The sequence below is a fragment of the Agrococcus sp. UYP10 genome (genome assembly GCF_040547205.1).
In the GTDB taxonomy this organism is placed as follows: domain Bacteria; phylum Actinomycetota; class Actinomycetes; order Actinomycetales; family Microbacteriaceae; genus Agrococcus; species Agrococcus jenensis.
Genome location: NZ_JBEPPG010000001.1, coordinates 1,045,952 through 1,066,591, shown reverse-complemented (window position 1 = coordinate 1,066,591; position 20,640 = coordinate 1,045,952). Strand labels below are relative to the sequence as shown.

21 protein-coding genes are annotated in these 20,640 nt (G+C 73.3%); 11 read left to right on the top strand and 10 right to left on the bottom strand.

Features of this window, described 5'->3' with window-relative positions; genetic code table 11:
* Nucleotides 1–34: 34 nt before the first annotated feature.
* Genes ABIB37_RS05290 through ABIB37_RS05280 form a run of 3 tightly spaced genes read right to left on the bottom strand, consistent with a single transcriptional unit; the run spans nt 35 to nt 1,456 of the window.
* Entirely contained in the window at nt 35–349 is a 315-nt protein-coding gene (locus tag ABIB37_RS05290) for a hypothetical protein (protein ID WP_354257635.1), read from the bottom strand.
* Nucleotides 342–899 carry a hypothetical protein gene (locus tag ABIB37_RS05285; protein WP_354257632.1) on the bottom strand — a complete coding sequence of 186 codons (558 nt, stop codon included), beginning with the start codon at nt 897–899 and terminating at the stop codon, nt 342–344. The genes ABIB37_RS05290 and ABIB37_RS05285 overlap by 8 nt, the downstream gene beginning before the upstream one ends.
* Nucleotides 900–901: 2 nt before the next feature.
* Nucleotides 902–1,456, bottom strand: coding sequence for an RNA polymerase sigma factor (locus ABIB37_RS05280; RefSeq protein ID WP_354257629.1), 555 nt, complete (start codon nt 1,454–1,456; stop codon nt 902–904).
* A gap of 139 nt (nt 1,457–1,595) precedes the next feature.
* Here ABIB37_RS05280 and ABIB37_RS05275 point away from each other — a divergent pair, with 139 nt between their 5' ends.
* The 9 genes from ABIB37_RS05275 (at nt 1,596) to ABIB37_RS05235 (ending at nt 8,890) form a co-directional block, all read left to right on the top strand.
* On the top strand, nt 1,596–2,012 hold the full coding sequence (locus ABIB37_RS05275) for an Asp23/Gls24 family envelope stress response protein (protein ID WP_354257626.1): 417 nt from the start codon (nt 1,596–1,598) through the stop codon (nt 2,010–2,012).
* The gene (locus ABIB37_RS05270; RefSeq protein ID WP_354257623.1) at nt 2,009–2,197 is read left to right on the top strand and encodes a hypothetical protein; all 189 of its coding nucleotides are present in this window, start codon (nt 2,009–2,011) and stop codon (nt 2,195–2,197) included. Before ABIB37_RS05275 ends, ABIB37_RS05270 begins: the two co-directional genes overlap by 4 nt.
* A complete protein-coding gene (locus ABIB37_RS05265) occupies nt 2,194–2,502 on the top strand; it encodes a hypothetical protein (protein WP_354257620.1) in 309 nt (102 codons plus the stop codon). Before ABIB37_RS05270 ends, ABIB37_RS05265 begins: the two co-directional genes overlap by 4 nt.
* Nucleotides 2,503–2,530: 28 nt before the next feature.
* On the top strand, nt 2,531–3,130 hold the full coding sequence (locus ABIB37_RS05260) for a hypothetical protein (RefSeq protein ID WP_354257617.1): 600 nt from the start codon (nt 2,531–2,533) through the stop codon (nt 3,128–3,130).
* A 26-nt stretch (nt 3,131–3,156) separates the two neighbouring features.
* Nucleotides 3,157–3,675, top strand: a complete 519-nt coding sequence (locus tag ABIB37_RS05255) for a hypothetical protein (RefSeq protein ID WP_354257614.1) — start codon at nt 3,157–3,159, stop codon at nt 3,673–3,675.
* Nucleotides 3,676–3,743: 68 nt separating this feature from the next.
* Nucleotides 3,744–3,929 (top strand): CsbD family protein, encoded by a 186-nt coding sequence (locus ABIB37_RS05250; RefSeq protein WP_354257611.1) that lies wholly within the window; start codon nt 3,744–3,746, stop codon nt 3,927–3,929.
* Nucleotides 3,930–4,032: 103 nt separating this feature from the next.
* Nucleotides 4,033–5,391: a glutamyl-tRNA reductase gene (locus tag ABIB37_RS05245; RefSeq protein WP_354257608.1), complete on the top strand. Its 1,359-nt coding sequence runs from the start codon at nt 4,033–4,035 to the stop codon at nt 5,389–5,391.
* Nucleotides 5,388–6,812 carry an MFS transporter gene (locus ABIB37_RS05240; protein WP_354257605.1) on the top strand — a complete coding sequence of 475 codons (1,425 nt, stop codon included), beginning with the start codon at nt 5,388–5,390 and terminating at the stop codon, nt 6,810–6,812. The genes ABIB37_RS05245 and ABIB37_RS05240 overlap by 4 nt, the downstream gene beginning before the upstream one ends.
* Nucleotides 6,813–6,961: 149 nt before the next feature.
* Complete coding sequence (locus tag ABIB37_RS05235; protein WP_354257602.1) at nt 6,962–8,890, top strand: glycogen debranching N-terminal domain-containing protein; 1,929 nt, start codon at nt 6,962–6,964, stop codon at nt 8,888–8,890.
* 78 nt (nt 8,891–8,968) lie between these two features.
* On the opposite strand, the gene ABIB37_RS05230 is transcribed toward ABIB37_RS05235, so the two are convergent.
* Genes ABIB37_RS05230 through ABIB37_RS05215 form a run of 4 tightly spaced genes read right to left on the bottom strand, consistent with a single transcriptional unit; the run spans nt 8,969 to nt 13,225 of the window.
* On the bottom strand, nt 8,969–9,799 hold the full coding sequence (locus tag ABIB37_RS05230; RefSeq protein WP_354257599.1) for a carbohydrate ABC transporter permease: 831 nt from the start codon (nt 9,797–9,799) through the stop codon (nt 8,969–8,971).
* A complete protein-coding gene (locus ABIB37_RS05225) occupies nt 9,796–10,953 on the bottom strand; it encodes a carbohydrate ABC transporter permease (protein WP_354257596.1) in 1,158 nt (385 codons plus the stop codon). Before ABIB37_RS05225 ends, ABIB37_RS05230 begins: the two co-directional genes overlap by 4 nt.
* On the bottom strand, nt 10,953–12,191 hold the full coding sequence (locus ABIB37_RS05220) for a sugar ABC transporter substrate-binding protein (protein WP_354257594.1): 1,239 nt from the start codon (nt 12,189–12,191) through the stop codon (nt 10,953–10,955). The genes ABIB37_RS05225 and ABIB37_RS05220 overlap by 1 nt, the downstream gene beginning before the upstream one ends.
* 11 nt (nt 12,192–12,202) lie before the next feature.
* Nucleotides 12,203–13,225, bottom strand: coding sequence for a LacI family DNA-binding transcriptional regulator (locus ABIB37_RS05215; protein WP_354257591.1), 1,023 nt, complete (start codon nt 13,223–13,225; stop codon nt 12,203–12,205).
* A gap of 187 nt (nt 13,226–13,412) precedes the next feature.
* Here ABIB37_RS05215 and ABIB37_RS05210 point away from each other — a divergent pair, with 187 nt between their 5' ends.
* Nucleotides 13,413–15,245, top strand: a complete 1,833-nt coding sequence (locus ABIB37_RS05210) for a glycogen debranching N-terminal domain-containing protein (RefSeq protein WP_354257588.1) — start codon at nt 13,413–13,415, stop codon at nt 15,243–15,245.
* Between the two features lie 97 nt (nt 15,246–15,342).
* Here ABIB37_RS05210 and ABIB37_RS05205 read toward each other — a convergent pair whose 3' ends face one another.
* The 3 genes from ABIB37_RS05205 to ABIB37_RS05195 all read right to left on the bottom strand — a co-directional run bounded on the left by ABIB37_RS05205 (nt 15,343) and on the right by ABIB37_RS05195 (nt 19,301).
* The gene (locus ABIB37_RS05205) at nt 15,343–16,317 is read right to left on the bottom strand and encodes a carbohydrate ABC transporter permease (protein ID WP_123696629.1); all 975 of its coding nucleotides are present in this window, start codon (nt 16,315–16,317) and stop codon (nt 15,343–15,345) included.
* Complete coding sequence (locus ABIB37_RS05200) at nt 16,314–17,447, bottom strand: carbohydrate ABC transporter permease (RefSeq protein WP_502914064.1); 1,134 nt, start codon at nt 17,445–17,447, stop codon at nt 16,314–16,316. Before ABIB37_RS05200 ends, ABIB37_RS05205 begins: the two co-directional genes overlap by 4 nt.
* Before the next feature lie 492 nt (nt 17,448–17,939).
* Nucleotides 17,940–19,301 carry an ABC transporter substrate-binding protein gene (locus tag ABIB37_RS05195; protein WP_354257585.1) on the bottom strand — a complete coding sequence of 454 codons (1,362 nt, stop codon included), beginning with the start codon at nt 19,299–19,301 and terminating at the stop codon, nt 17,940–17,942.
* Between the two features lie 254 nt (nt 19,302–19,555).
* Here ABIB37_RS05195 and ABIB37_RS05190 point away from each other — a divergent pair, with 254 nt between their 5' ends.
* On the top strand, nt 19,556–20,581 hold the full coding sequence (locus ABIB37_RS05190) for a LacI family DNA-binding transcriptional regulator (RefSeq protein ID WP_354257582.1): 1,026 nt from the start codon (nt 19,556–19,558) through the stop codon (nt 20,579–20,581).
* Nucleotides 20,582–20,640: the final 59 nt, after the last annotated feature.

Here is a 20,640-nt window from a genome sequence, read left to right as displayed (position 1 = left end):
TCCCACCTCGTACGTGGGGCCGCGCCGTGCGCGCTCAGCCGTGCGCGTCGACCTCCGGCTGCTCGATGCGGCGCACCTGCACGCGCACCGCGGCGTCGCCCCAGTCCTCCGGCAGCGCGTCGCGCACCGCGCGGGCGACCTCGGAGGCCACGACGCGCGAGTCGTCGACCTCTGCGACGCCCACGCTCACGGCCACGCGTCGGGGCAGCAGCGTGACGTGCGCGAGCACGCTCGACGGCGCCGCCCGGCCGGCCACGGTCGGCACGGCGCGGTACGCCCGCGCGACGCTCGGATGCGCGGCGACCGCCGCGTCGACGAGCTCTGCCACGCGCTGCGGGCTCTCAGGCATCCAGCACCCCCGCGTCGAAGACGTCGTCGATCACCACGTCGATCTCGCGCACCGGCGCCGGCGCGTGCGCGGCGAGGGCGGCGCCGATGGCCGCGCGCACGGCGTCGGCCCTGGCGCGCATGGGCGAGCCGAACCGCACCCCGATGGTGACCCGCACGTGCAGCGCCGGCGCATCGTCGATCCGCAGCTCGACGCTGCCGACGAGCACGTCGTCGACCTCGTCGCCCGCGCGGCGGACGAGCTCGCGCAGCGCCCCCTCGGTGACGGTCGTCTCGGTGCGGTCGTCGATGGCCTCGAGCGGCAGGTCGCGGCCGGCGCGCACCTCGTCCCGCACCACGGCCAGCACGCGGTCGACCCATCCGGCGTCGACCGCGCCCGACTCCTCGACGACGAGCGCCCGCGTGAGGCGCGACAGGCGCTCCATCGACGCGAGCATGGCGCGGCACTCCGCGTCCTCCTCGATGGCGGCGACCCGCGGCGACCTGCCCGCGTCGAAGTAGGCGGACAGCTGCTCGAGCGTCCGGCCGGATCCTCCGATCGTGTCGTCCATGGTCACCTCCACTCTGCCATCGCCGCGAGCACCGCACCCCGGGCGCGTGCCAGCCGGCCGCGCACGGTGGCGGGGCTGACCTCGAGCCGCGCCGCGATCTCGTCGTAGGAGAGCTCCGCCATCTCGCGCAGCAGCCACACCTCGCGCTGGTCCTCGGGGAGCGCCGCCAGCACGTCGCCGAGCGCTCGCGTCGCCGCCCTGCCCTCGGCGACGGCATCCGGCTGCGGCGAGGTCGCCGGGCCCTCCTCGTCGGGCAGCGGCTGCACGTCGCGGCGCGCCCGCGTGCGCAGCACGTCGGTCGCGCGCCTCGCCACCGAGGTCGCGAGCCACGAGCGGACGCGCGCGGGCTCCCGCAGCTCGTCGAGCTGCCGCCAGGCAGTGACGAGCGCCTCCTGCACGACGTCGTCGGCGTCGCTCGAGCCGCCCAGGTAGCGGGTGGCGAACGCGATGAGGAACGGCGAGTGCCGCCGCACGAGCACGGCGAACGCCCGCTCGTCGCCGTCCTTCGCGCGCTGCGCGAGGAGTGCGTCGGGTGCCGTCTCCAGCTGCACGCTCATCTGCTCGGAGCGTAGCCGCAGTCGCGGCGAGCGCCGTCTGCGACCCGACGCGAGATCTGCAGAGCGGATCCGTGACGAATCCATCGCTCGTGACGTCACAGTCACGAAGGGGGATCCGCCCCCGGAACCGGAGGACACCATGAGCAGCACCACACCGACCGATGGGCTGAAGGCCGACGGCCTGCAGGGCACCACGACCGTGGTCGACCCCGTCGTCGCCAAGATCGCCGGCATCGCCGCGCGCGAGGTGCCCGGCGTGCACGCGCTCGGCGGCGGCGCGGCGCGCGTGGTCGGCGCCGTCCGCGACGCGCTCGGGCAGAGCGACCTCGGCCAGGGCGTGCGCGTCGAGGTCGGCGAGCACCAGGTGGCCGCCGACGTCACGATCGTCGTCGCCTACCCCGAGCAGCTGCACATCGTCGCCGAGAACGTGCGCCGCGCGGTCAGCACCGCGATCGTCGAGCTCATCGGGATGGAGGTCGCCGAGGTCAACGTGACCGTCTCCGACGTGCACATCCCGGGCGAGGACGACGAGCCCGACGAGCCGCGCGCCGCATGAACGCCATCACGATCGGCGTCCTGACCGGGCTCGCCCTCGCGGCGCTCGCGCTCGCGTTCGGCTTCGGGGGCTTCCTCCTCGGCCTCGCGCTCGCGGCCCTCGGCGCCCTCGTCGGCGCGGTCGCGACCAGGAGGCTCGACCTGCGGGCGGCTGTCGACGCGGCCCGCGGCAGGAGCGTCGGGTGACCGACGTGCCCGGCGCGATCACGATCGCCCCCCGCGCGCTGCGCGCCACCGTGCGCGCAGCCGCGGCGGAGGCGTTCGGCGCCCCGCGCGCGGACGTGCGCGCCGACGTGGTCGAGCGCGGCCCGGCCCTCGACCTCCGCATCACCACCCCCATCGGCCTCGGCGACGAGACCGTGCTGGCCGCCGCCGAGCGCGCCAGGCGGCTCCTGCTCGACCGGGCCGGCGCCCTCACCGGCGCGAGCCTCGGCACGTGCGAGATCCGCATCACCGGTTGCTCGGTGCCCGAGCGCTCGCGCGTCCGCTGAGCGCTCCACTCCCCAGGAAGGACACCCCATGACCCCGCAGCCGAGTCCCCAGCCCGGCGCTCCGACCCCGGATGCGCGCGAGCTCCGGCGCCTCGAGCGGTGCGAGCTCCACCGCTCGCGCTCGCTCTCCGCGAGCATCGCGCTGTGGCTCACCGCCCTCGCCGTCGCGGCCGTGGCGGCGCTGCTGCTGCTCGAGCGCACGGGCACGACCGTGCCCGGTGCGACGCTGCCGGGGAGCGCGGAGATCGCCTCGCTCGCGGGCGGAGCCGGTGCCGTCGGCATCGCGATCGGCGCTGCCGCTGGGCTCGTCGGGCTCGCGATGCTCATCCTCGCGCTCGCCCCCGGGCGACGCTCCCGGCGAGCGCTGCAGCGCGAGGGCGTGGCGATCGTCGCCGACGACGCCGTGCTCGCGAGCGCCATCTCGCGAGCCGCGGCGCTCGCATCACGGGCGCCGGTCGACCGCACCCGCACGACGCTCGGCAGGACCTCGGCGGAGGTCGCGCTGCGGCCGCCGAGCGGCTTCGCCACCGACACCGCCGCCGCGGACGAGGCAGCGCGCGCGCTCATCGAGGCGCTGCGCCCACGACCGACGGTGCGCGTCGTCGTCCGAGAGGAGCGCGACGCGTGAGCCGCTCGTCGAGGACCCTGAACCGGATGCTGCTCGCCCTCCTGGGCACCGCATGGCTCGCGCTGGGCGCGGTCGTGGTGCTCTGGCACGTGCGACCCGACCTCGTGCACGCCGCCCTCTCGCCCGTCGCGGCGACCGCGGCGTCGGTCGACTGGACGATCGTCGCGACCGCGGCGGGCGCAGCCCTCGTGCTGCTCGCGGCGGTGCACGGCGCGACCCGCGGCCGCGGCCGCAGCGGCGACGCGGTGGCCGACCACGGCATCGCCGTCGACAAGCACGCCGTCCGCGACCTGTACCGGCTCGAGCTCGGCTCGATGCCCGACGTGCTCGACGTCGACGTGCAGCCCTGGTGGGCCCGGCGCGGCCGCCCCGCGTGGCGCATCGCGCTCCACGTGCGGCACGGCGCACGGCTCGACGAGGTCGTGGAGCGCGCCGCGACCGCCGCCGAGCGTACGCAGCAGCGGCTCGGCGCCCAGGTGCCGATCCTCATCCACGTCAGCGGCGGGCTGCGCGCCGCCGTCGCGACCACCCGTCGCGCCGACTGATCGCTTCTGCGGCGCGTCCGCGCCGCAGCCATCGCGCGATCTCGCGCACCCGATGAAGGAGGCCCGACATGGGCACGGACGACAAGATCAGCAACAAGGCCCAGGAGCTCGGCGGCAAGGCCAAGGAGGTCTTCGGCGCCGCGACCGGCGACGAGCGCCTCGAGGCCGAGGGCAAGGCCCAGCAGGCGAGCGCGAACGCCAAGCAGGCGGGCGAGCACGTGAAGGACGCCGCGAAGGACGCGTTCGGCAAGTGAGGCCGGCGGAGCGGTCCGGGCGAGCGCCCGGGCCGCTCCCGTTCGCGGTGGGCGAAGGCCCGCGTGCTCCGCGGGCACCCCTGGGGGACAGTAGGATGGTCTGGTGCTCATCTGCCTGACGGCGAGTCACAAGAACGCCGACTTCACTGCCCTCGAGGCACTGTCGACGGCTGACGCCTCACAGCTGCCCAGCTCCTTCGCCTCGCACCCCGCGGTCGACGGGGCGGTCGTCGTCTCGACCTGCAACCGCTTCGAGGTGTACCTCGACATCGACGCCGAGGCGGACGACGCTGCCGGCATCGCGCAGACCGTCGCGGCCGACGCGCTCGGCTTCCACCAGCCGGAGACGCTCGAGCCGCTCGCCGACGTCGAGGCCGCGGAGCACCTGTTCGCCGTCGCCGCCGGCCTCGAGTCGGTCGTCGTCGGCGAGGGCGAGATCGCCGGCCAGGTGCGCCGCGCGCTGCAGTCGGCGCAGGTCGCCGGCACCACGTCGCCGCACCTCGAGCGCCTGTTCCAGCGCGCCTCCGAGACGCAGCGCGGCATCAAGAACCGCACGGGCATCGGCGAGGCCGGCCGCTCGATCGTGCGCCTCGCGCTCGACCTCGCGAGCGCGCGGGTCGACTTCGTGGACGCCCGGGTGCTGCTCGTCGGCACGGGCCGCTTCGCCGGCGTCTCGCTCGCCGAGCTGCGTCGCCGCGGCGCGAAGCACATCGAGGTGTGGAGCCCGTCCGACCGCGGCGAGGGCTTCGCCCGCAGCCACGCGATCGGTCACGTCGACGCGCGCGACGCCGCGCTCGCCGCAGCCTCCGCCGACGTCATCATCACCTGCACGAGCGCCGACCGGTTCGTCGTCGACGCCGCCCTGCTGCACGCCGGCCGCGCGCGGCTCGCGACGCACGACTTCCCCGGTCAGGCGCACGACGCCGCGACCTGCCCGGTCGCCCTCGGCGGCACGAGCGCGGGATGCCCGATGCACGCCGCCGGCGCGACGGTCGCGGGCTGCCCCGTCGAGCACGGTCGCGGCGCGCAGCTCGTCGTGGACATGGGCATGCCCCGCAACGTCGACCCCGATGTCGCGACGGTCGCGGGCGTCGAGGTGCTCGACCTGGAGACGATCCGCCTGCACGCCCCGCTCGAGCACCTGACCGCCGCCGCCGATGCCCGCGACCTCGTGCGCAAGGCCGCGCGCCGGTTCGAGCGCGGCACCGAGGAGCGCCGCCTCGGACCCGCCATCGCCGCGCTGCGCCAGCACGTCGAGGAGGCCATGGAGGCCGAGCTCGCCCGCGTCGCGAAGCGCGGCAGCGAGGAGGAGCGGCGCGCCGCCGAGCAGGCGCTGCGCCACTTCGCCGGCGTGCTGCTGCACAAGCCGACCGTGCGCGCGCGGGAGCTCGCCGCCGAGGGCCGTCACGACGACTTCCTGTCGGCGATCGACGCGCTCTACGGCATCGACGACGTGGCGTGACCGGCCAGGACGAGAGCACGGCGACCGGCGACCACGCGATCCTGCCGCCCGCCGGCGTCGAGACCGATCCGCGCGAGACGGCCGGCGCATCCGCGCCCGAGAAGCGCCGACGGCTCGTCGACCTCGCGCCGCTGACGGCCTCACCCGTCTTCGCCCGGCTGTGGATCGGAAACGCCATCAGCGGCATCGGCGCGCAGATGACCGTCGTCGCCGTCGGCCTGCAGATCTTCGACATGACCGGCAGCACCATGGCCGTCGCCCTCGTCGGCGGCATCGCCCTGCTGCCCATGGTGGTCGCCGGCCTCTGGGGCGGCATGATCGCCGACGCCTTCGACCGCCGTGCCGTGCTCATCGTCTCGAGCCTCGTCGGCTGGGCCGCAGTGCTGGGCCTCGTGGCGCTCTCGACCTGGGACGCGGCGCTCGTCGCCGACGGCGAGCGCGCGCTGGTGTGGCCGTTCTACGTGCTCACGACGCTCAACACCGTCGCCGCGACCGTCTCGGGCGCGACGCGCTCTGCTGTCACGCCGCGCATCCTGCCCGCGCACCTGATCTCGCGCGCGACCGCCCTCAACGGCATCGCGATCGGCATCATGCTGACCGTCGGTCCCGCGCTCGCGGGCGTGCTCGTGGCGGGCGTCGGCCTGCCGATCACGTTCGCGATCGACGCGGTGCTCTTCACCGCCGGGTTCGTCGGCATCCTCGGGCTGCCGCGGCTGCCGCCGCTCGGCGCGGTCGCGAAGCCGGGCCTCGCATCGCTGCTCGACGGCTGGCGGTTCCTGCGCCAGGCGCCGAACATCCGCATGTCGTTCCTCGTCGACATCATCGCCATGTCGTTCGGCCGCCCCTTCGCGCTGCTGCCGGCGGTGGGCGCGATCGCGATCGGCGGCGGCCCGATCACCGTCGGCGTGCTCACCGCCGCCGCCGCGGTCGGCACGCTGCTCGCGAGCCTCTTCTCCGGCCCCGTCGCCCACGTGCACCGCCACGGCGTCGCCGTCGCCCGGGCGATCACCGTCTACGGCGCGTTCGTCGCCCTCTTCGGTGCCGTGCTGCTCGCGATGTCGCTCGGATGGGGCGGCCCGGTCGGCGCCGACTGGTCGCAGGTCGCGTGGCCGGCGCTCGCCGTCGCGGCGCTCGCCCTCGCCGGCATGGGCGCGAGCGACGAGATCAGCGCCATCTTCCGCTCGACCATGATGCTGACCGCCGCCCCCGACGAGATGCGCGGGCGCACGCAGGGCCTCTTCACCGTGGTCGTCGCGGGCGGGCCCCGCATCGGCGACCTCTACGCCGGCGCCGCCGCGAGCCTCGTCGCGCTGTGGTGCCCGCCGCTCATCGGCGGGCTCCTCATCGTCGCGCTCATCGCGATCGTCACGCGCACGCAGCGCTCCTTCCTCGCCTACGACGCCCGCACGCCGACGCCATAGCGGTCCACGCACCGCCCGACGGCCCCGTCGAGCGGCGGCGCGGGCGGTTGAGCCTCCCGTGCGCCAAGGCTGAGGGCGCCTTGGGCGCTGCCCTCCGACGCCGCGGCTAGCGTGACGAGTGCCGCAGCACGGCGACGATAGGACATCCGATGCATCCCGAGCTCGATGCGAAGACCGGCAGACCGCCGCTCCTCCACGACGAGCTCGTCGCGCTCTCGGCTCCGACGCAGGTGTGGTCGCGTCGGGACGGCACGATGGGCGGCGCCGCGGACGGCATCTTCCACGGTGACTGGCGCTGGGTGCGCAGCCTCGAGCTGCTCGTCGACGGCCGGCCGATCGAGCACCTCACGACCGCGGACGACCGCGACAGCACCGTCTTCCGCGCCGTCGCTCGCCAGCTCGACGGTGACTCGTCGACCCCGCGCGTGCTCGTCGAGCGGATGCGCGCCGTGGAGCCGGGCGGCTTCGTCGAGCGCGTGACGATCGTCAACGGCCGCGACGTCGAGGTCACGGCGCTCCTCGAGCTGCGCCTCGACCTCGAGCTCGCCCCGCTCGCCTCCGTGCACGCCGGCAGGCCGGAGGCCGTGCCGATCGACCTCCGACTCGACGACGGCGCGGCCGTCGCGACGGACGGCACCCGCACGCTCCGCTGCGCGAGCACCAAGGGCGCGATCGAGATCGACGGGCACCGCGTCACGGCGTCGCGCAGCGTGGTCGTGCGACCGGGCGACTGGGCGACCCTGTCGATCGAGCTCGCGGTCGACGACGCGCAGCTGGCCGAGCCGGGACCTCCGACCGCATCCCTCCCGCCGCTGCGCGCGACCGGTGTGACAGCCCTCGATCGCTGGGCCGGGCGCGCCGTGGCCGACCTCGACGACCTCTCCCTCGACGTCGGCCACGGCCCGTTCCTCGCCGCCGCGGCGCCCTGGCAGCTGACGCTGCTGTCGCGCGAGGCGCTCGTGGCGGCGCGCCTCGCGCTGCCGCAGGCCTCGGCGATCGCCGAGGGCACGCTGCGCACGCTCGCGACCCGGCAGGGCGTGCTCCACGACGCCGAGACGGGCGAGGAGCCCGGTCGCATCCCCCACGAGGTGCGCCAGGACGGCAGCGCGCCCGCCTTCCGGGCATCGGTGGACGCGACGCCGCTGTGGATCGTGCTCCTCCACGAGACGTGGATCGCCGGCATGCCCACCGAGACCGCCCGCGAGCTGCGCACCGCGCTGCACGCCGCGCTCGGCTGGCTCGCCGCGCACACCGGCGACGGCTTCCTCGCCGATCCCGACGACGACGAGGTGAGCGCGGCCGTGCAGGCCATCGCCTGCCGCGCCGCGGTCGGCGCCGCAGACCTGCTCGACGCGCTCGGCGACGACGGCGACGAGTGGCGCGCGTGGGCGGCTCGCCTGCGCTCGCGCTTCCGTGACGCGTTCTGGAGCGGCGACGGCTCCGCGCGCACCCCCTCGCTCGCCATCGACCACGACGGCGGGCAGCACGACCGCCTCGGCGCGGAGCTCGGCCAGCTGCTCGGCACCCGGATCCTCGACGAGTACGAGGAGTCGATCGTCGCGCGGATGCTGCTCGACGACGCGATCGCCTCGGGCTTCGGGCTGCGCTCGCTCGCCGCGGACGACCGCGACTACTGGCCGCTGCTCGAGCGCGGCGGCGCGATCCATCCGCACGAGACCGGCCTCGCGATCGAGGGGCTGCTGCGCGCGGGCTTCCGCGACGAGGCGCGCGCGCTCGCCGAGCAGCTCCTCGCCGCCGCCGACGCGTTCCACGGGCGGCTGCCGGCGGCCTTCGCGGGGTTCGGCCTCGAGGACGTCGCGATGCCGGTGCCGCTGCCGGGGGCCGGCAGCCCGCACGCCGCGAGCGCCGCTGCCGTCGTCGTCGTCCAGCGCGCGCTCGAGGCGCGCGCCGGCCGGCCGAAGCAGCGCATCGACACCGGCGAGCGGCACCTCGCGGCGGTCGAGCGCGTGCAGCGGCTCGACACCGGGCCGGTGCAGCTGCCGCTCCTGCGGGGCACGGGCAGCGGCGATCGATCGACCCAGCGGCCGCGCCTGCGGCTGGTCGACCCGGAGGGGTGAGGCGCGCCATCGCCTCGACCCGCTGACGCCGAGGGGCGCGGTGCGGCGCTGCCGCCCCGCGCCCCTCGGCGTCCGGCGTCACCCCTTCTCGGCGCCCTCCGTCGTCGACATGATGCGCTTCTGGAAGATGAAGAACACGATCGCCACCGGGATCGTCATCAGCACCGCCGCCGCGAGCTTGAGCGGGAACTGCGTGCCGGAGCCCAGCGCCCCCGACACGAGCGAGCCGACACCGGTCGTGAGGGTGTGCAGCTCGGGGCTCTGCCGCGAGATGACGAAGTGCCCGAACTCGTTCCAGGAGCCCTGGAACGACAGGATCGTCAGCGTGATGAGCGCCGGCGAGGCCATCGGGAGCGTCACCGACCAGAAGGTGCGGAACACGCCCGCGCCGTCGATCCTGGCGGCCTCCTCGATCGAGACCGGGATCGAGTCGAAGAACTGCTTCATGATGAAGACCCCGGCAGCGGTCGCCAGCAGCGGGATGATCATGCCGCCGTAGGTGTCGTAGAGCCCGAGCTCCTTGATCACCAGGAAGCGCGGGATCATCAGCACCACCGACGGCACGGCGAGCACCGCGATGAAGACCGCGAACACGAAGCCGCGGCCGCGGAACTTCAGCCGCGACAGCGCGTAGCCCGCCAGCGAGTCGAAGAACACCCGGAAGACGGTCACCACGATCGTGATGAACGCGGAGTTCGCCGCCCACAGGGGCAGGTCGCCGGTGAACAGCCGCTCGTAGGCGGCGTACGTGAACGTCTGCGGGATGAGCGACATCGGATCCCCGTTGGCCTCCGCATCCGTCTTGAACGAGCCGCTCACCGCGATCACGAACGGGTAGATGTAGACCAGCGCCAAGATGACGAGGATGACGTAGCCGACGATCAGGCCGCCGCTGACGCGCTCCTTCATGTGAGTCCACCTCCCGTGGTGCTCTGCGGACCGGCTTCGAGCCGCACCGCGCCCTCTGCGAGCAGCGGCGCCTTGAGGTCGCGCCCCTTGCGCCGCTTGCCCATGCCGCTCTCGTCCCGCTCGCCCAGCACCAGCCGCTGGATGAGCGTCATGGCGATGATGATGAGGAACAGCACGAACGCGATGGCCGCGGCGATGCCGGGCTCGTTGTTCTCGAACGCCTGGTTGAAGGCGAGGTACGCCGGGCTGGAGAGCGTCGGTGCCGCCGGGGTGCCGCGCGTCAGGTAGATCTGGTCGAACACCTGCCACGTGCCGATGAGCCCGAGCGTCAGCACCGTGAAGAGCGTCGGGCGGAGCATGGGCAGCGTCACGGAGAAGAAGGTGCGGATGGGGCCCGCGCCGTCCATCACCGCCGCCTCGCCGACCTCGGCGCCGATGTTCTGCAGCCCCGCGAGGAACAGCAGCATGAAGGTGCCGGAGGTGGTGAAGATGTTCATCGTGATGATCACGCACATCGCGACCGACGGGCCGGCCAGCCAATCCCATCCGGTGACGCCCAGGAAGCCCGGGCTGTCGAGGCCGGGCGGCGCAGCATCGCTGCGGAACAGGATGTGGAACACGCCGCGCGGGTCGGCGAACCAGTTCGGGCCGTCGATGCTGAGCGCCCCGAGCACGCGGTTGACCACGCCCGTGGCCGCGAAGAGGAAGAGGAAGACGCCCGTGATCGCGATCGACGAGGTCACCGACGGGAAGTAGAACGCGGTGCGGAAGAAGCCCTTGCCCTTCAGCAGCCGCCGGTTCACCTGCACGGCGAGGAAGAGCGCGAGCGCCGTCTGCAGCGGCACGACGAAGAGCACGAAGTAGGCGGTGTTGCGGATCGTGCGGCCGAACAGCTCGCGCGTGAGCGAGTCGTCGGTCGTGATCGCGGCGTAGTTCTCGAGGCCGACGACGTCGACGCTCTCGTTGAAGAGCGGCGAGTTGCGGCCGTTCCAGTCGGTGAACGAGACCCACAGCGCGAGGGCGATCGGCGCGATCAGGAAGACGCCGATGATGAGGATCGCCGGCAGCGTGAAGAGCCAGCCGGCGACCGTCTCACCGCCCCGCGCGCCCCCGCGCCGCTTGCGCGGCGCGGGAGCGGTCGAGACGGAGCTCATCAGCCCTGCGACGACGCGTAGGCGGCCTCGAGCTGCGTCTGCAGCTCGTCGAGCGCGGCCTGCGGGTCAGCGCCCTGCAGCGTCGTGATCGTGTTGTTGAACTCGGTCACGACGTCGGCCGCGCCCGAGAAGTTCACCGGGCTGACCGCGTAGTCGGCGCCCGCGACGAACGCGGCGTTCTCCGGGTAGGTCTCGGCGTAGGTGGCAGCTGCCGCCTGCGTCGAGGGGATGACGCCGAACGCGTCGGCGAACTCGAGCTGCTGCTCGTCGCTCGTCAGGAAGGCGACGAGCTCCTGCGCGGTGGCCGCGGTCTCCTGGCCCTGCGGGATGCCCCAGCAGTTCGAGAAGGTGAAGGTGCCGGGACCGGCCGGTCCCTCCGGCAGCTCCGCCACCAGGAACTCCACGTCCGGGAAGTCGGCCTCGAGCGCGCCGCGGATCCACGGCCCCTCGATCACCATCGCCGCTGCGCCGTTGCCGAACGCCTCGCCGCCCCAGCCGGCGCCGAGGTCGGCCGGCCACTTGAGCGAGCCCGCCTCGAGCAGGCCCTGCACGTACTCGAGCGCCTCGACGTTCTCGGGCGAGCTCGCGGTCACGGTGTCGCCGTCCATGAGCCCGCCGCCCGCCTGCTCCATGAAGACGCCGACGCGCGCGTACTCCGCGCCCATCGAGAGCCCGACGGTGTCGCCGGTCGTCAGCGTCTGGGCGACGGTCTGCAGCTCCTCCCATGTGGTCGGCACGTCGGCGTCGGTGAGGCCTGCCGCCTCCCACAGCTGCGTGTTGATGACGAGGCCGAGCGTCGAGAAGTCCTTCGGGGCGCACACGAACTCGCCGTCGAAGGTGAAGGTGTCGACGAGCGCCGGGTAGAAGTCGCCCGCGTTCGCGAGGTCGCCCGCGTAGGGCTCGAGGTAGTCGTCGCCCGCGTAGGTCTGGAACTGGTCCCAGCCCATGTAGAAGACGTCGGGTGCCGAGTCGCCCGCGAAGCCCTGCGCGAGCTCCTGGTTGAGGTCGGACGCCGCGATGACCTCGACGGTCGTGCCCGACTCGGCGCTCCAGGCGTCGGCCGCGGCCTGCACGGCCGCCGTCTCCGCCTCGCCGGAGGAGCCGATGAGCATCGTCAGCGCCTCGGCGGGCGCTTCGGGCTCTCCACTGGAGCCGGTGCTGCCACCCCCGGAGCAGGAGGCCAGGGCGAGGGCGAGCGTGCCGGCGAGGGCGACGCTGCCCAGCTTGCTGTGTCGCATGGTTGTTCCTTTCAGGATGGGGAGGGTCCCCGGTCGGCGGCGGGGGCGATCCCCCACCGTGCGTCGTCCCGCCGCACGAGGTGCGGCCGGACGATGGTCGTGACGGCGCCCGGCTGGGCGTCGATCGCGGCGAGCGCCGCGGTGGCCACCTCGCCGAGGCTCTGGTCGACGCTCGGGAAGCCGAGCCCCGCGGCGAGCGAGGTGTTGTCGAAGCCGATGACCGGCAGCCGGATCCCCAGCTGCGACGCCGCGCCGATGCCGCCGGTCGCGAGCGAGTCGGAGGCGCAGACGAGCGCGGTCACCCCACGCTCGAGCAGCGGTCCGGCGGCGACGAGCGCGTCCGCGACGCGGTCCTGGCAGCGCGCGGTCAGGGCGTCGAGGGCGTCGCCGCCGACGCCGAGCCGCTCGGCCATCGCCTCTGCCCAGCCTCGGCGCCGGTCGTCGCCGGACCCGCTGCCCGCGGGCCAGCCCAGGAAGCCGATGCGCCGGTGTCCGGCGTCGAGCAGCGCATCCGTCGCGGCGCGCGTGCCCGCGGCGCCGTCGACGTCCACCCAGTTGTGCGCGCGCGCAGCCCCCCAGGGACGGCCGAACGCGGCGAAGGCGAGGCCCTCGTCGAGCAGGGAGGTGACGCGCGCGTCGCCGAGGTGGGTCGAGGTGAGCAGGAAGCGGTCGGCGACCCGCTGGCCGGCGAGCTCGCGGATCTTGCGCACCTCCTCCTCGTCGTCGACAGCGGTGAAGAGCAGCACGTGCCTGCCCTGCGCGTCGGCGCGGGCGGTGAGCTCGTGCAGGAACCGGTCGAGCAGCGACGCGGCCACGTTCTCGGTGAGCGGGTCGATGCGCAGGCCGATCGTCGCGACGGTCTGCTGCCGCAGGCGCCTCGCCTGGAGGTTGGGCGAGTAGTCGAGGTCGTCGACGGCGGCGAGCACGCGGTCGAGCGTGGAGCGCTTGAGCAGCGCGGGGTTGTTGAGCGCGTTGGAGACGGTCTGCACCGAGACGCCGGCATGCGCCGCGACGTCGGCGAGGGTCGTCCCCATCAGCTGCTCCTCGGTCTCACACCCTTGTGATGCCTTCGACCCGCGCGGCGAAAGCCCGCTTGGATCGTTCCAATCCTGACGGTAGCGTATCGATCGTCCGAAGTGAACCCCGGTCGGGAGGCCCAGGATGAGCAGTGCAGCTCCAGCGTCGGATCGCGGTCGACAGCCGCTGCTGAACGATGCCCTCGTGGTGCTCGAGGCGCCGACGCAGTCGTGGTCGGATGCGTCCGGCGAGATGGGCGGCGCGGCGATCCACGGGGTGTTCCACGGCGACTGGCGCTACGTGCGCGGCCTCTCGCTGCGCGTCGGCGGCGAACCGGTCGAGGCGACCGGCACCGGCCGGTCCGCCGGCCGCGTCGTGTTCCACGGGGTCGCCCGCGCGATCGACGACGAGACCCCTGACCCGCGGGTGCTCGTCGAGCGCGAGCGCAGCGTCGCGGCCGGCGCGCTCGAGGAGCGCGTGCGCATCCGCAACGGGCTCGACGAAGCCGTCACCGCCGACGTCGAGCTCGCCGTCGACGTCTCGATCGCCGAGCTCTCGACGGTGAAGGCGGGGCTGCCGGCGCCGATGCCGCTCTCGTGGCGCGAGCAGGGGCCGGACGCCCTCGAGGCCGGCGACGGCACGCGCACGCTGGCGCTCGCCGCGCCCGGCGCCGAGGTCTCGCGCGACGGCGACCGCGTCGTCGTGCGCTGGCGGCTGCAGGTGGCGCCCGGCTCGGCGGTGGATGCGGGCCTCACGATCGGGCTCCACGACCCGACCGCCGTCGTCGGGCCGGCCGCCGACCGGCCGCTGGCCGAGCTCGAGCCGAGCGGCGACGCCGCGCTCGACCGCTGGGCCGCCTGCGCGGCGGACGACCTGCGGGCGCTGCTGCTCGACGCCGGCCAGGGGCCGTTCGCGGCGGCCGGCGCCCCGTGGTTCATGACGCTCTTCGGGCGGGACTCGCTCATCACCGCGCGCCTGCTGCTGCCGCTCTCGCTCGAGCTCGCCGAGGGCACGCTCCGCACGCTCGCCGCACGCCAGGGGGCCGTCGTCGACCCTGCGACCGCGGAGCAGCCGGGCAAGATCCTGCACGAGCTGCGGCAGTCGACCTTCACGATGCCCGGCGAGGGCATCGTCCTGCCGCCCGTGTACTTCGGCACGATCGACGCGACGCCGCTCTGGGTGGTGCTGCTGCACGACGCCTGGCGCGCCGGCCTGCCGATCGCGACGGTGCGCGAGCTGCGCCCGGCGCTCGAGGGCGCGCTCGGCTGGTTGCGCGACCACGGCAGCCCGGACGGATCCGGCTTCCTGAAGTACATCGACGAGACCGGCACCGGGCTCGCGAACCAGGGCTGGAAGGACTCGGGCGACTCCGTGCGCTTCCGCGACGGCCGCATCGCCGAGGGGCCGATCGCGCTCTGCGAGGTGCAGGCGCAGGCGTGCCAGGCGGCGGAGGACGGCGCGGCGCTGCTCGAGGCGCTCGGCGACACGGAGGGCGCCGACGAGTGGCGCGCGTGGGCCGAGGGCATGCGCGAGCGCTTCCGCGCCGCGTTCTGGGTCGAGCGCGACGGGGAGCGCTACCCGGCGATCGCGCTCGACGGCGAGGGCGAGCCGGTCGACGCGAAGACCTCGAACATGGGTCAGCTGCTCGGCACGACGCTGCTCACCGCCGAGGAGGAGGCGCAGGTCGCGCGGCTGCTCGTCGACGAGCGCTTCGCCTCCGGCTGGGGGCTGCGCACCATGTCGACCGACCAGGGCGGCTACTGGCCGCTCTCGTACCACTGCGGGTCGGTCTGGCCGCACGACACCGGCGTGGTGATCGAGGGGATGCTGCGGGCCGGCCTCGGCGATGCGGCCCGCGTGCTCGCCGCGCAGCTCGTGCGCGCGGCCGACGCGTTCGACGGCCGGCTGCCGGAGCTCTTCGCCGGCTTCAGCCGCGACGAGGCATCCTCCCCCGTCGCCTACCCGGCGTCGTGCCGCCCGCAGGCGTGGAGCGCCGCGGCCGTCGTGCCGGTGCACCGGGCGCTCGCCGGCGGCTGAGCGCAGAGCGATTCCCGATCGGTGACGGACAGATGCGGTACCGAATCGTCGCCTCACTGACTGCGAGAGGACGATCCGGTACCGCAAGCGCGGGTGACTAGCCCTTCGCGGAGCCCGCCAGCAGGCCTCGGACGAAGTAGCGCTGGAGGCCGAAGAACACCGCGAGCGGCACGAGCAGCGAGACGAACGCCCCCGCCGTGAGTCGCTCCCAGTTCTCGCCGCGCGAACCCGCGAGCTCTGCCAGCCGCTGCATGAGCGGCGCGGTATCCGGTGTGCCGGAGGAGAACACGAGGGCGACGAGCAGGTCGTTCCAGACCCACAGGAACTGGAAGATCGCGAACGACGCGATCGCCGGCGTGGCGAGCGGCAGGATGATGCGGAAGAAGATCTGCCCGTGCCCCGCGCCGTCGACGCGCGCCGCCTCGATGACCTCGCCCGGGATCTCCGAGATGAAGTTGTGCAGCAGGAACGTGGCGAGCGGGAGCGCGAAGATCGTGTGCGCGATCCACACCGGCAGGAACTGCCGCTCGCTGATGAACGGCAGCGTCTCGTGCAGCGCATCCTGGAACGGCTGCATGAACGTCACGAACAGCTGCAGCAGCGGGATGAGCGCCATCTGCAGCGGCACGATCTGCAGGGCGAAGACGATCACGAAGAGCGTCGACGAGCCGCGGAACTTGATCCACGCGAAGGCGTACGCCGCGAGCGACGCGAGCACGAGCGGGAAGATCGTGCCGGGGATGGCGATCGCGAGCGAGTTGACGAAGTACTCGCCCAGCTGCGGCGACGACGACGAGGCCGAGAACAGCACCTCGCTGTAGTTCGCGAGCGTCAGCTGCGGGTCGGTGAAGAACGTCCACCAGCCGGACCCGGAGATCTGGTCGGAGGGGCGGAACGACGACAGCAGCAGCCCGAAGGTCGGGATCGTCCAGATCACGGCGATGACGATCGCCGCGATCGTGGCCCACGGGCTGGTGAGGCGCCGCTTCACGCGGTCGAGCTTCGTGCCGAGCGCCGCGTCGGTCGACGCGAGCGTGATCTCGGGGTCTGGGGTCACGGCGATCTGGCTCATCGGATGCCCTTCTGCTGGTTGAGCACTCGGATGTTGTAGACGACGATCGGCAGCACCATCACGAACAGGATGAGCGCGAGCGCGGCGCCTCGGCCGGGCTCGCCCGACCGGAACGCCTGCGTGTACATCTCGTTCGCCACCACGGAGGTGTTGAAGTTGCCCGCGGTCATCGTGCGGACGATGTCGAACACCTTGAGCGTGGCGATCGAGATCGTCGTGACGACCACGACGAGCGACGAGCGGATGCCCGGTAGCACCACGTTGGAGAACCGCTGCCACGGGTTGGCCCCGTCGATCGAGGCGGCCTCGATCTGCTCGACGGGCACGCCCTTGATGGCCGCCGAGAGCACGACCATCGCGAATCCGGTCTGGATCCAGATCATCACGATGATGAGCGCGAGCGTGTTCCACGGGCTGTTCTGCAGGATCTGCTGCGGCTCGCCGCCCAGCCAGACGATGATCTGGTTGACGAAGCCGATCTGGTCCTGCTCCGGTCCGCGGTAGGCGTACATGAACTTCCAGATGATGCTCGCGCCCACCATGGAGAGCGCGAACGGCATGAAGAGCAGCATCTTGAAGAACCGCTCGCCGCGGCTCTTGTCGATGAAGATCGCGTACGCGAGGCCGATGGCCGTCGAGAGCAGCGGCACCAGGATCACCCAGACGATCGTGTTGCCGAGGGTGATGAGCGCCTCCGGCTGGGTGAACATCCAGACGAAGTTGTCGGCGCCGTTGAAGGTGCCCGTCGCGTCGGTGAACGCGAGGATCGCGGTGCGGATCGCCGGGTATACGAGGCCGATCGTGAGCAGCAGCGCCGCCGGCATGAGGAACACGAGCATCGGCTTCGAGTCCTCGTCGTGGTCAGCGAGGTAGCCGAGCAGCCCGGCGATGCTGAGCGCCGCGGCGAAGGCCCACGGCCACACGCCGATCGGCACCTCCCGCCCGCCCTCGAGCACGAGCGCGATCACCACGATGGCGACCGCGGCCACGATCCAGGCGAGCAGCCGCAGCGAGCGGCGGATGCGCGCTGGCGCGAACGCGATGGCGGCGGTCGCGACGAGCGCCGCGACGAGCGGCCACCCAGCGATGGTCGCCGCGAGCGACAGCGCGGGCGTCACCCAGTCGAGCATCGGGATCGCGCCGCTCTCGCCCATCGGGGCGAGGACGATGACGACCGCGATGAGCGCGGCCGCCACGAGCCGGAAGACCGCGCTGCGGACCGCGGGCGACGCGGGCTCGAGCGCCCGGTCGAGCAGCAGCTGCAGCACGACGCCGACGACGCCGAGGATGCCGATGAGGATGAGCGAGTTCGTCAGCTCCTGCGTCATCCACGAGACGGTGCCGTAGAGCACGCGCGCGAGCACCGCGAGCAGCACGAAGGCCGCCGCGATGATGATGCGCGGCCGCAGCCCGACCTTGAGCGATGCGAGGAAGCCGCGCCGCTGCACGGTGTCGTCGCGGTCGAGGAAGGCGAGCAGCAGCGCCATCACGACGCCGAACGCCGCGAGCGCGACGATCGCCTGCAGCACCTTGCCGAAAAGATCCAACGTGGTCATGGACACCTCCCAGATGCCGAAGTGGGGGCCGCGAGCGCGGCCCCCACTTCGGGCATCAACGGCCGATCAAGGCCAGCTCTGCTCCACCGTGGACAGGACGGACTGCGTGTCGGCACCGGAGATCCAGTCGACCATGCCGGTCCACAGCGTGCCCGAGCCCACAGCGCCCGGCATCGAGTCGGACCCGTCGAACCGGAACGTGGTGTTCGGGTCCTGCAGGATCTCGTAGGCCTGGCGCAGCAGGTCGCTCGAGGCGTTCGCCGGGTCGAGACCCGAGTTGGCCGAGAGCACACCGCCGAGCGAGACGCGGCTGTTCGCCCACTCCGGGCTCGCCAGGTAGGTCTGCACCGCGACGACCTCGTCGGAGTCGTTGAACGCCGCCACGATCTCGGCGCCGCCGGTGACCGCGGCTGCGTCAGCCTCGGTGCCGGGCAGGAGGAACGCCCAGACCTGGCCGTCCTCGGCCACCTCGACCGAGTTGTCGTCGCTCCAGAAGCCCTCGTAGAACGAGGCCTGGTGGTGCATCGCGCACTCGCCGTCGAGCACCGGCAGGCCGGCCTCGCCGAAGTCGGTCGTCGCGATCGTCGAGACGTCGCCGATGCCGCCGTTCACGTACTCGGGGTTCTTGATGAGGTCACCGACGCGGTCGAGCGCCTCGACGATGCGGGGGTCGTCGAACGGGATCTCGTGCGCGACCCACTGCTCGTAGACGTCCGCGCCGTGCAGGCGCAGCACGTAGTCCTCGAGCCAGTCGGTGCCGGGCCAGCCCGTCGCCTCGCCCGAGCCGAAGCCCACGCACCACGGCGTGACGTCGGTCTCGGCGATGGTCGCGGTCAGCTCGTCGAGCTCGTCGAGCGTGGTCGGGATCTCCCAGCCGTTCTCCTCGAAGACCGCCGGCGAGTACCAGACGAAGCCCTTGACGGACGACATGAGCGGTGCGCCGTAGAGCGTGCCGTCGACCGTGCCGAAGCCCTGGAACGTCTCGTTCCAGTACTCGGTCGCGTTGGCGGCCACCGACTCGGGCGCGGGCAGCACGCTGCCGGTGCCGACGACGGATGCGAGCAGGCCGGGCTGCGGGAAGAAGGCGAGGTCCGGCGGGTTGCCGCCCTGGACGCGGACGTTGATCTGCGCCTCGAACTCCGCGGAGCCCTCGTACACGACGTCGATGCCGGTGCAGTCCTCGAACTCGGCCCACGACTCGTTGAGTCGGTCGGCCTCGGCGTCGAGGATGGTGCCGTAGGCGTTGACCTCTGCGCCGTCGAACGTGCCGTAGTCGGCGTAGGCCTCGCAGCCCTCCGCCGCGGTGCCACCGGATGCGCCGGGCGCCGCCGACGGATCGGTGGGTGCGTCGCCGACACAGCCCGTGAGGGCGAGCGCGGCGACGCCGGCGATGCCGAGCGGTACCGCGATCCTGCGTGCGTGCTTCACGTGAACTCCTTCGTTCGCTCAGTGCCAAGGGGTACGAGCCGCGACGGAGCACGGCCTCGTGCAGGGAGCCGGAACCGGTTCCACTGCCAGTGACGGTAGCGCACGCCGGACGGGTCCCGGCCACATGACAATGTTTCGATTCGGTCACGATCGCTGGGGGCCGACGCTCGCGTGCGACATGGTGGCGCTCTACACTCGGAACCGGTTCCATCGAGGGACGGGCGACGAGGCCCGTCACGGCGCGAGGAGGCGCGATGCCCAGGCTCGACGACGTCGCCCGCGCAGCCGGGGTGTCGAAGGCGACCGCGTCCCGCGCGCTGTCGGGCGCCGACGGGGTGTCTCCGGCGACGCGGGAGCGCGTCCGCCGCACCGCGGGCGACCTCGGCTTCCGCGCCTCGGGCGCCGCCAGGCGGCTCGCGACAGGCCTCACCCGCACGATCGGGGTGCTGACCCCCTCCGTCGACCGCTGGTACTTCGGCTCGGTGCTGCACGGCATCGCGCACGCCGCCGACGCGCACGAGCACGACGTGCTGCTCTACGACCTCGGCGCGTTCGGCCGGGGCGGGCACGAGAAGTTCGAGCGCTTCATGGACCGCGGCGAGGTCGACGGGCTCGTCACGATCACCTGGAGCCTCGTGGGCGGCGACCTGTCGCGGCTCAACGAGCTCGGCATCCCGGTGGCCACGGTCGGCGAGCCCACGCCGCACTCGCGCTCGTTCTGCCTCGACGACGACGCGGCCGGCGAGCAGGCGGCGGAGCACCTCGTGCGCCTCGGTCACCGCGACCTGTTGCACATGATGAGCGAGACGGAGGTGCAGCCGATCGACGCCTCGTCGTCCGACCGCCGCAGGCGCGCGTTCGAGCGGGTCTCGGCGAGGCACGGGCTGCGGATGCGCCCGATCATGACGGTGCCGACGACGCTCGAGGGCGCGCACGCGACCGCCCGGGAGCTGCTCGTCAGGGCCGATCGCCCCACCGGGATCGTGGCTGGCACCGACGAGGTCGCGCTCGGGGTGCTGCTCGCCGCGCACCAGCTGGGCATCCGCGTGCCGGAGCAGCTGAGCGTCATCGGCGTCGACGACGTGCCGACGGCGGCCGCGTTCGGCCTCACGACCATCCGGCAGGACCCCGCGCAGCACGGCGAGGATGTGGTCGCCTGGATCATGACCGCGCTCGCCGAGCATCCGCACGGCCGGCCCGACGCCGAGCCGGACCGCAGCCACACGAGCTACGCGCCCGTGCTCGTCATCCGCTCGTCGACGGGGGCGCCGCCGGTCTGAGGCGGCGCTGCGCCGCGTGCGCGTCCATCGCGCGCAGGCCGCGTTCCGTGGTTGGCTTG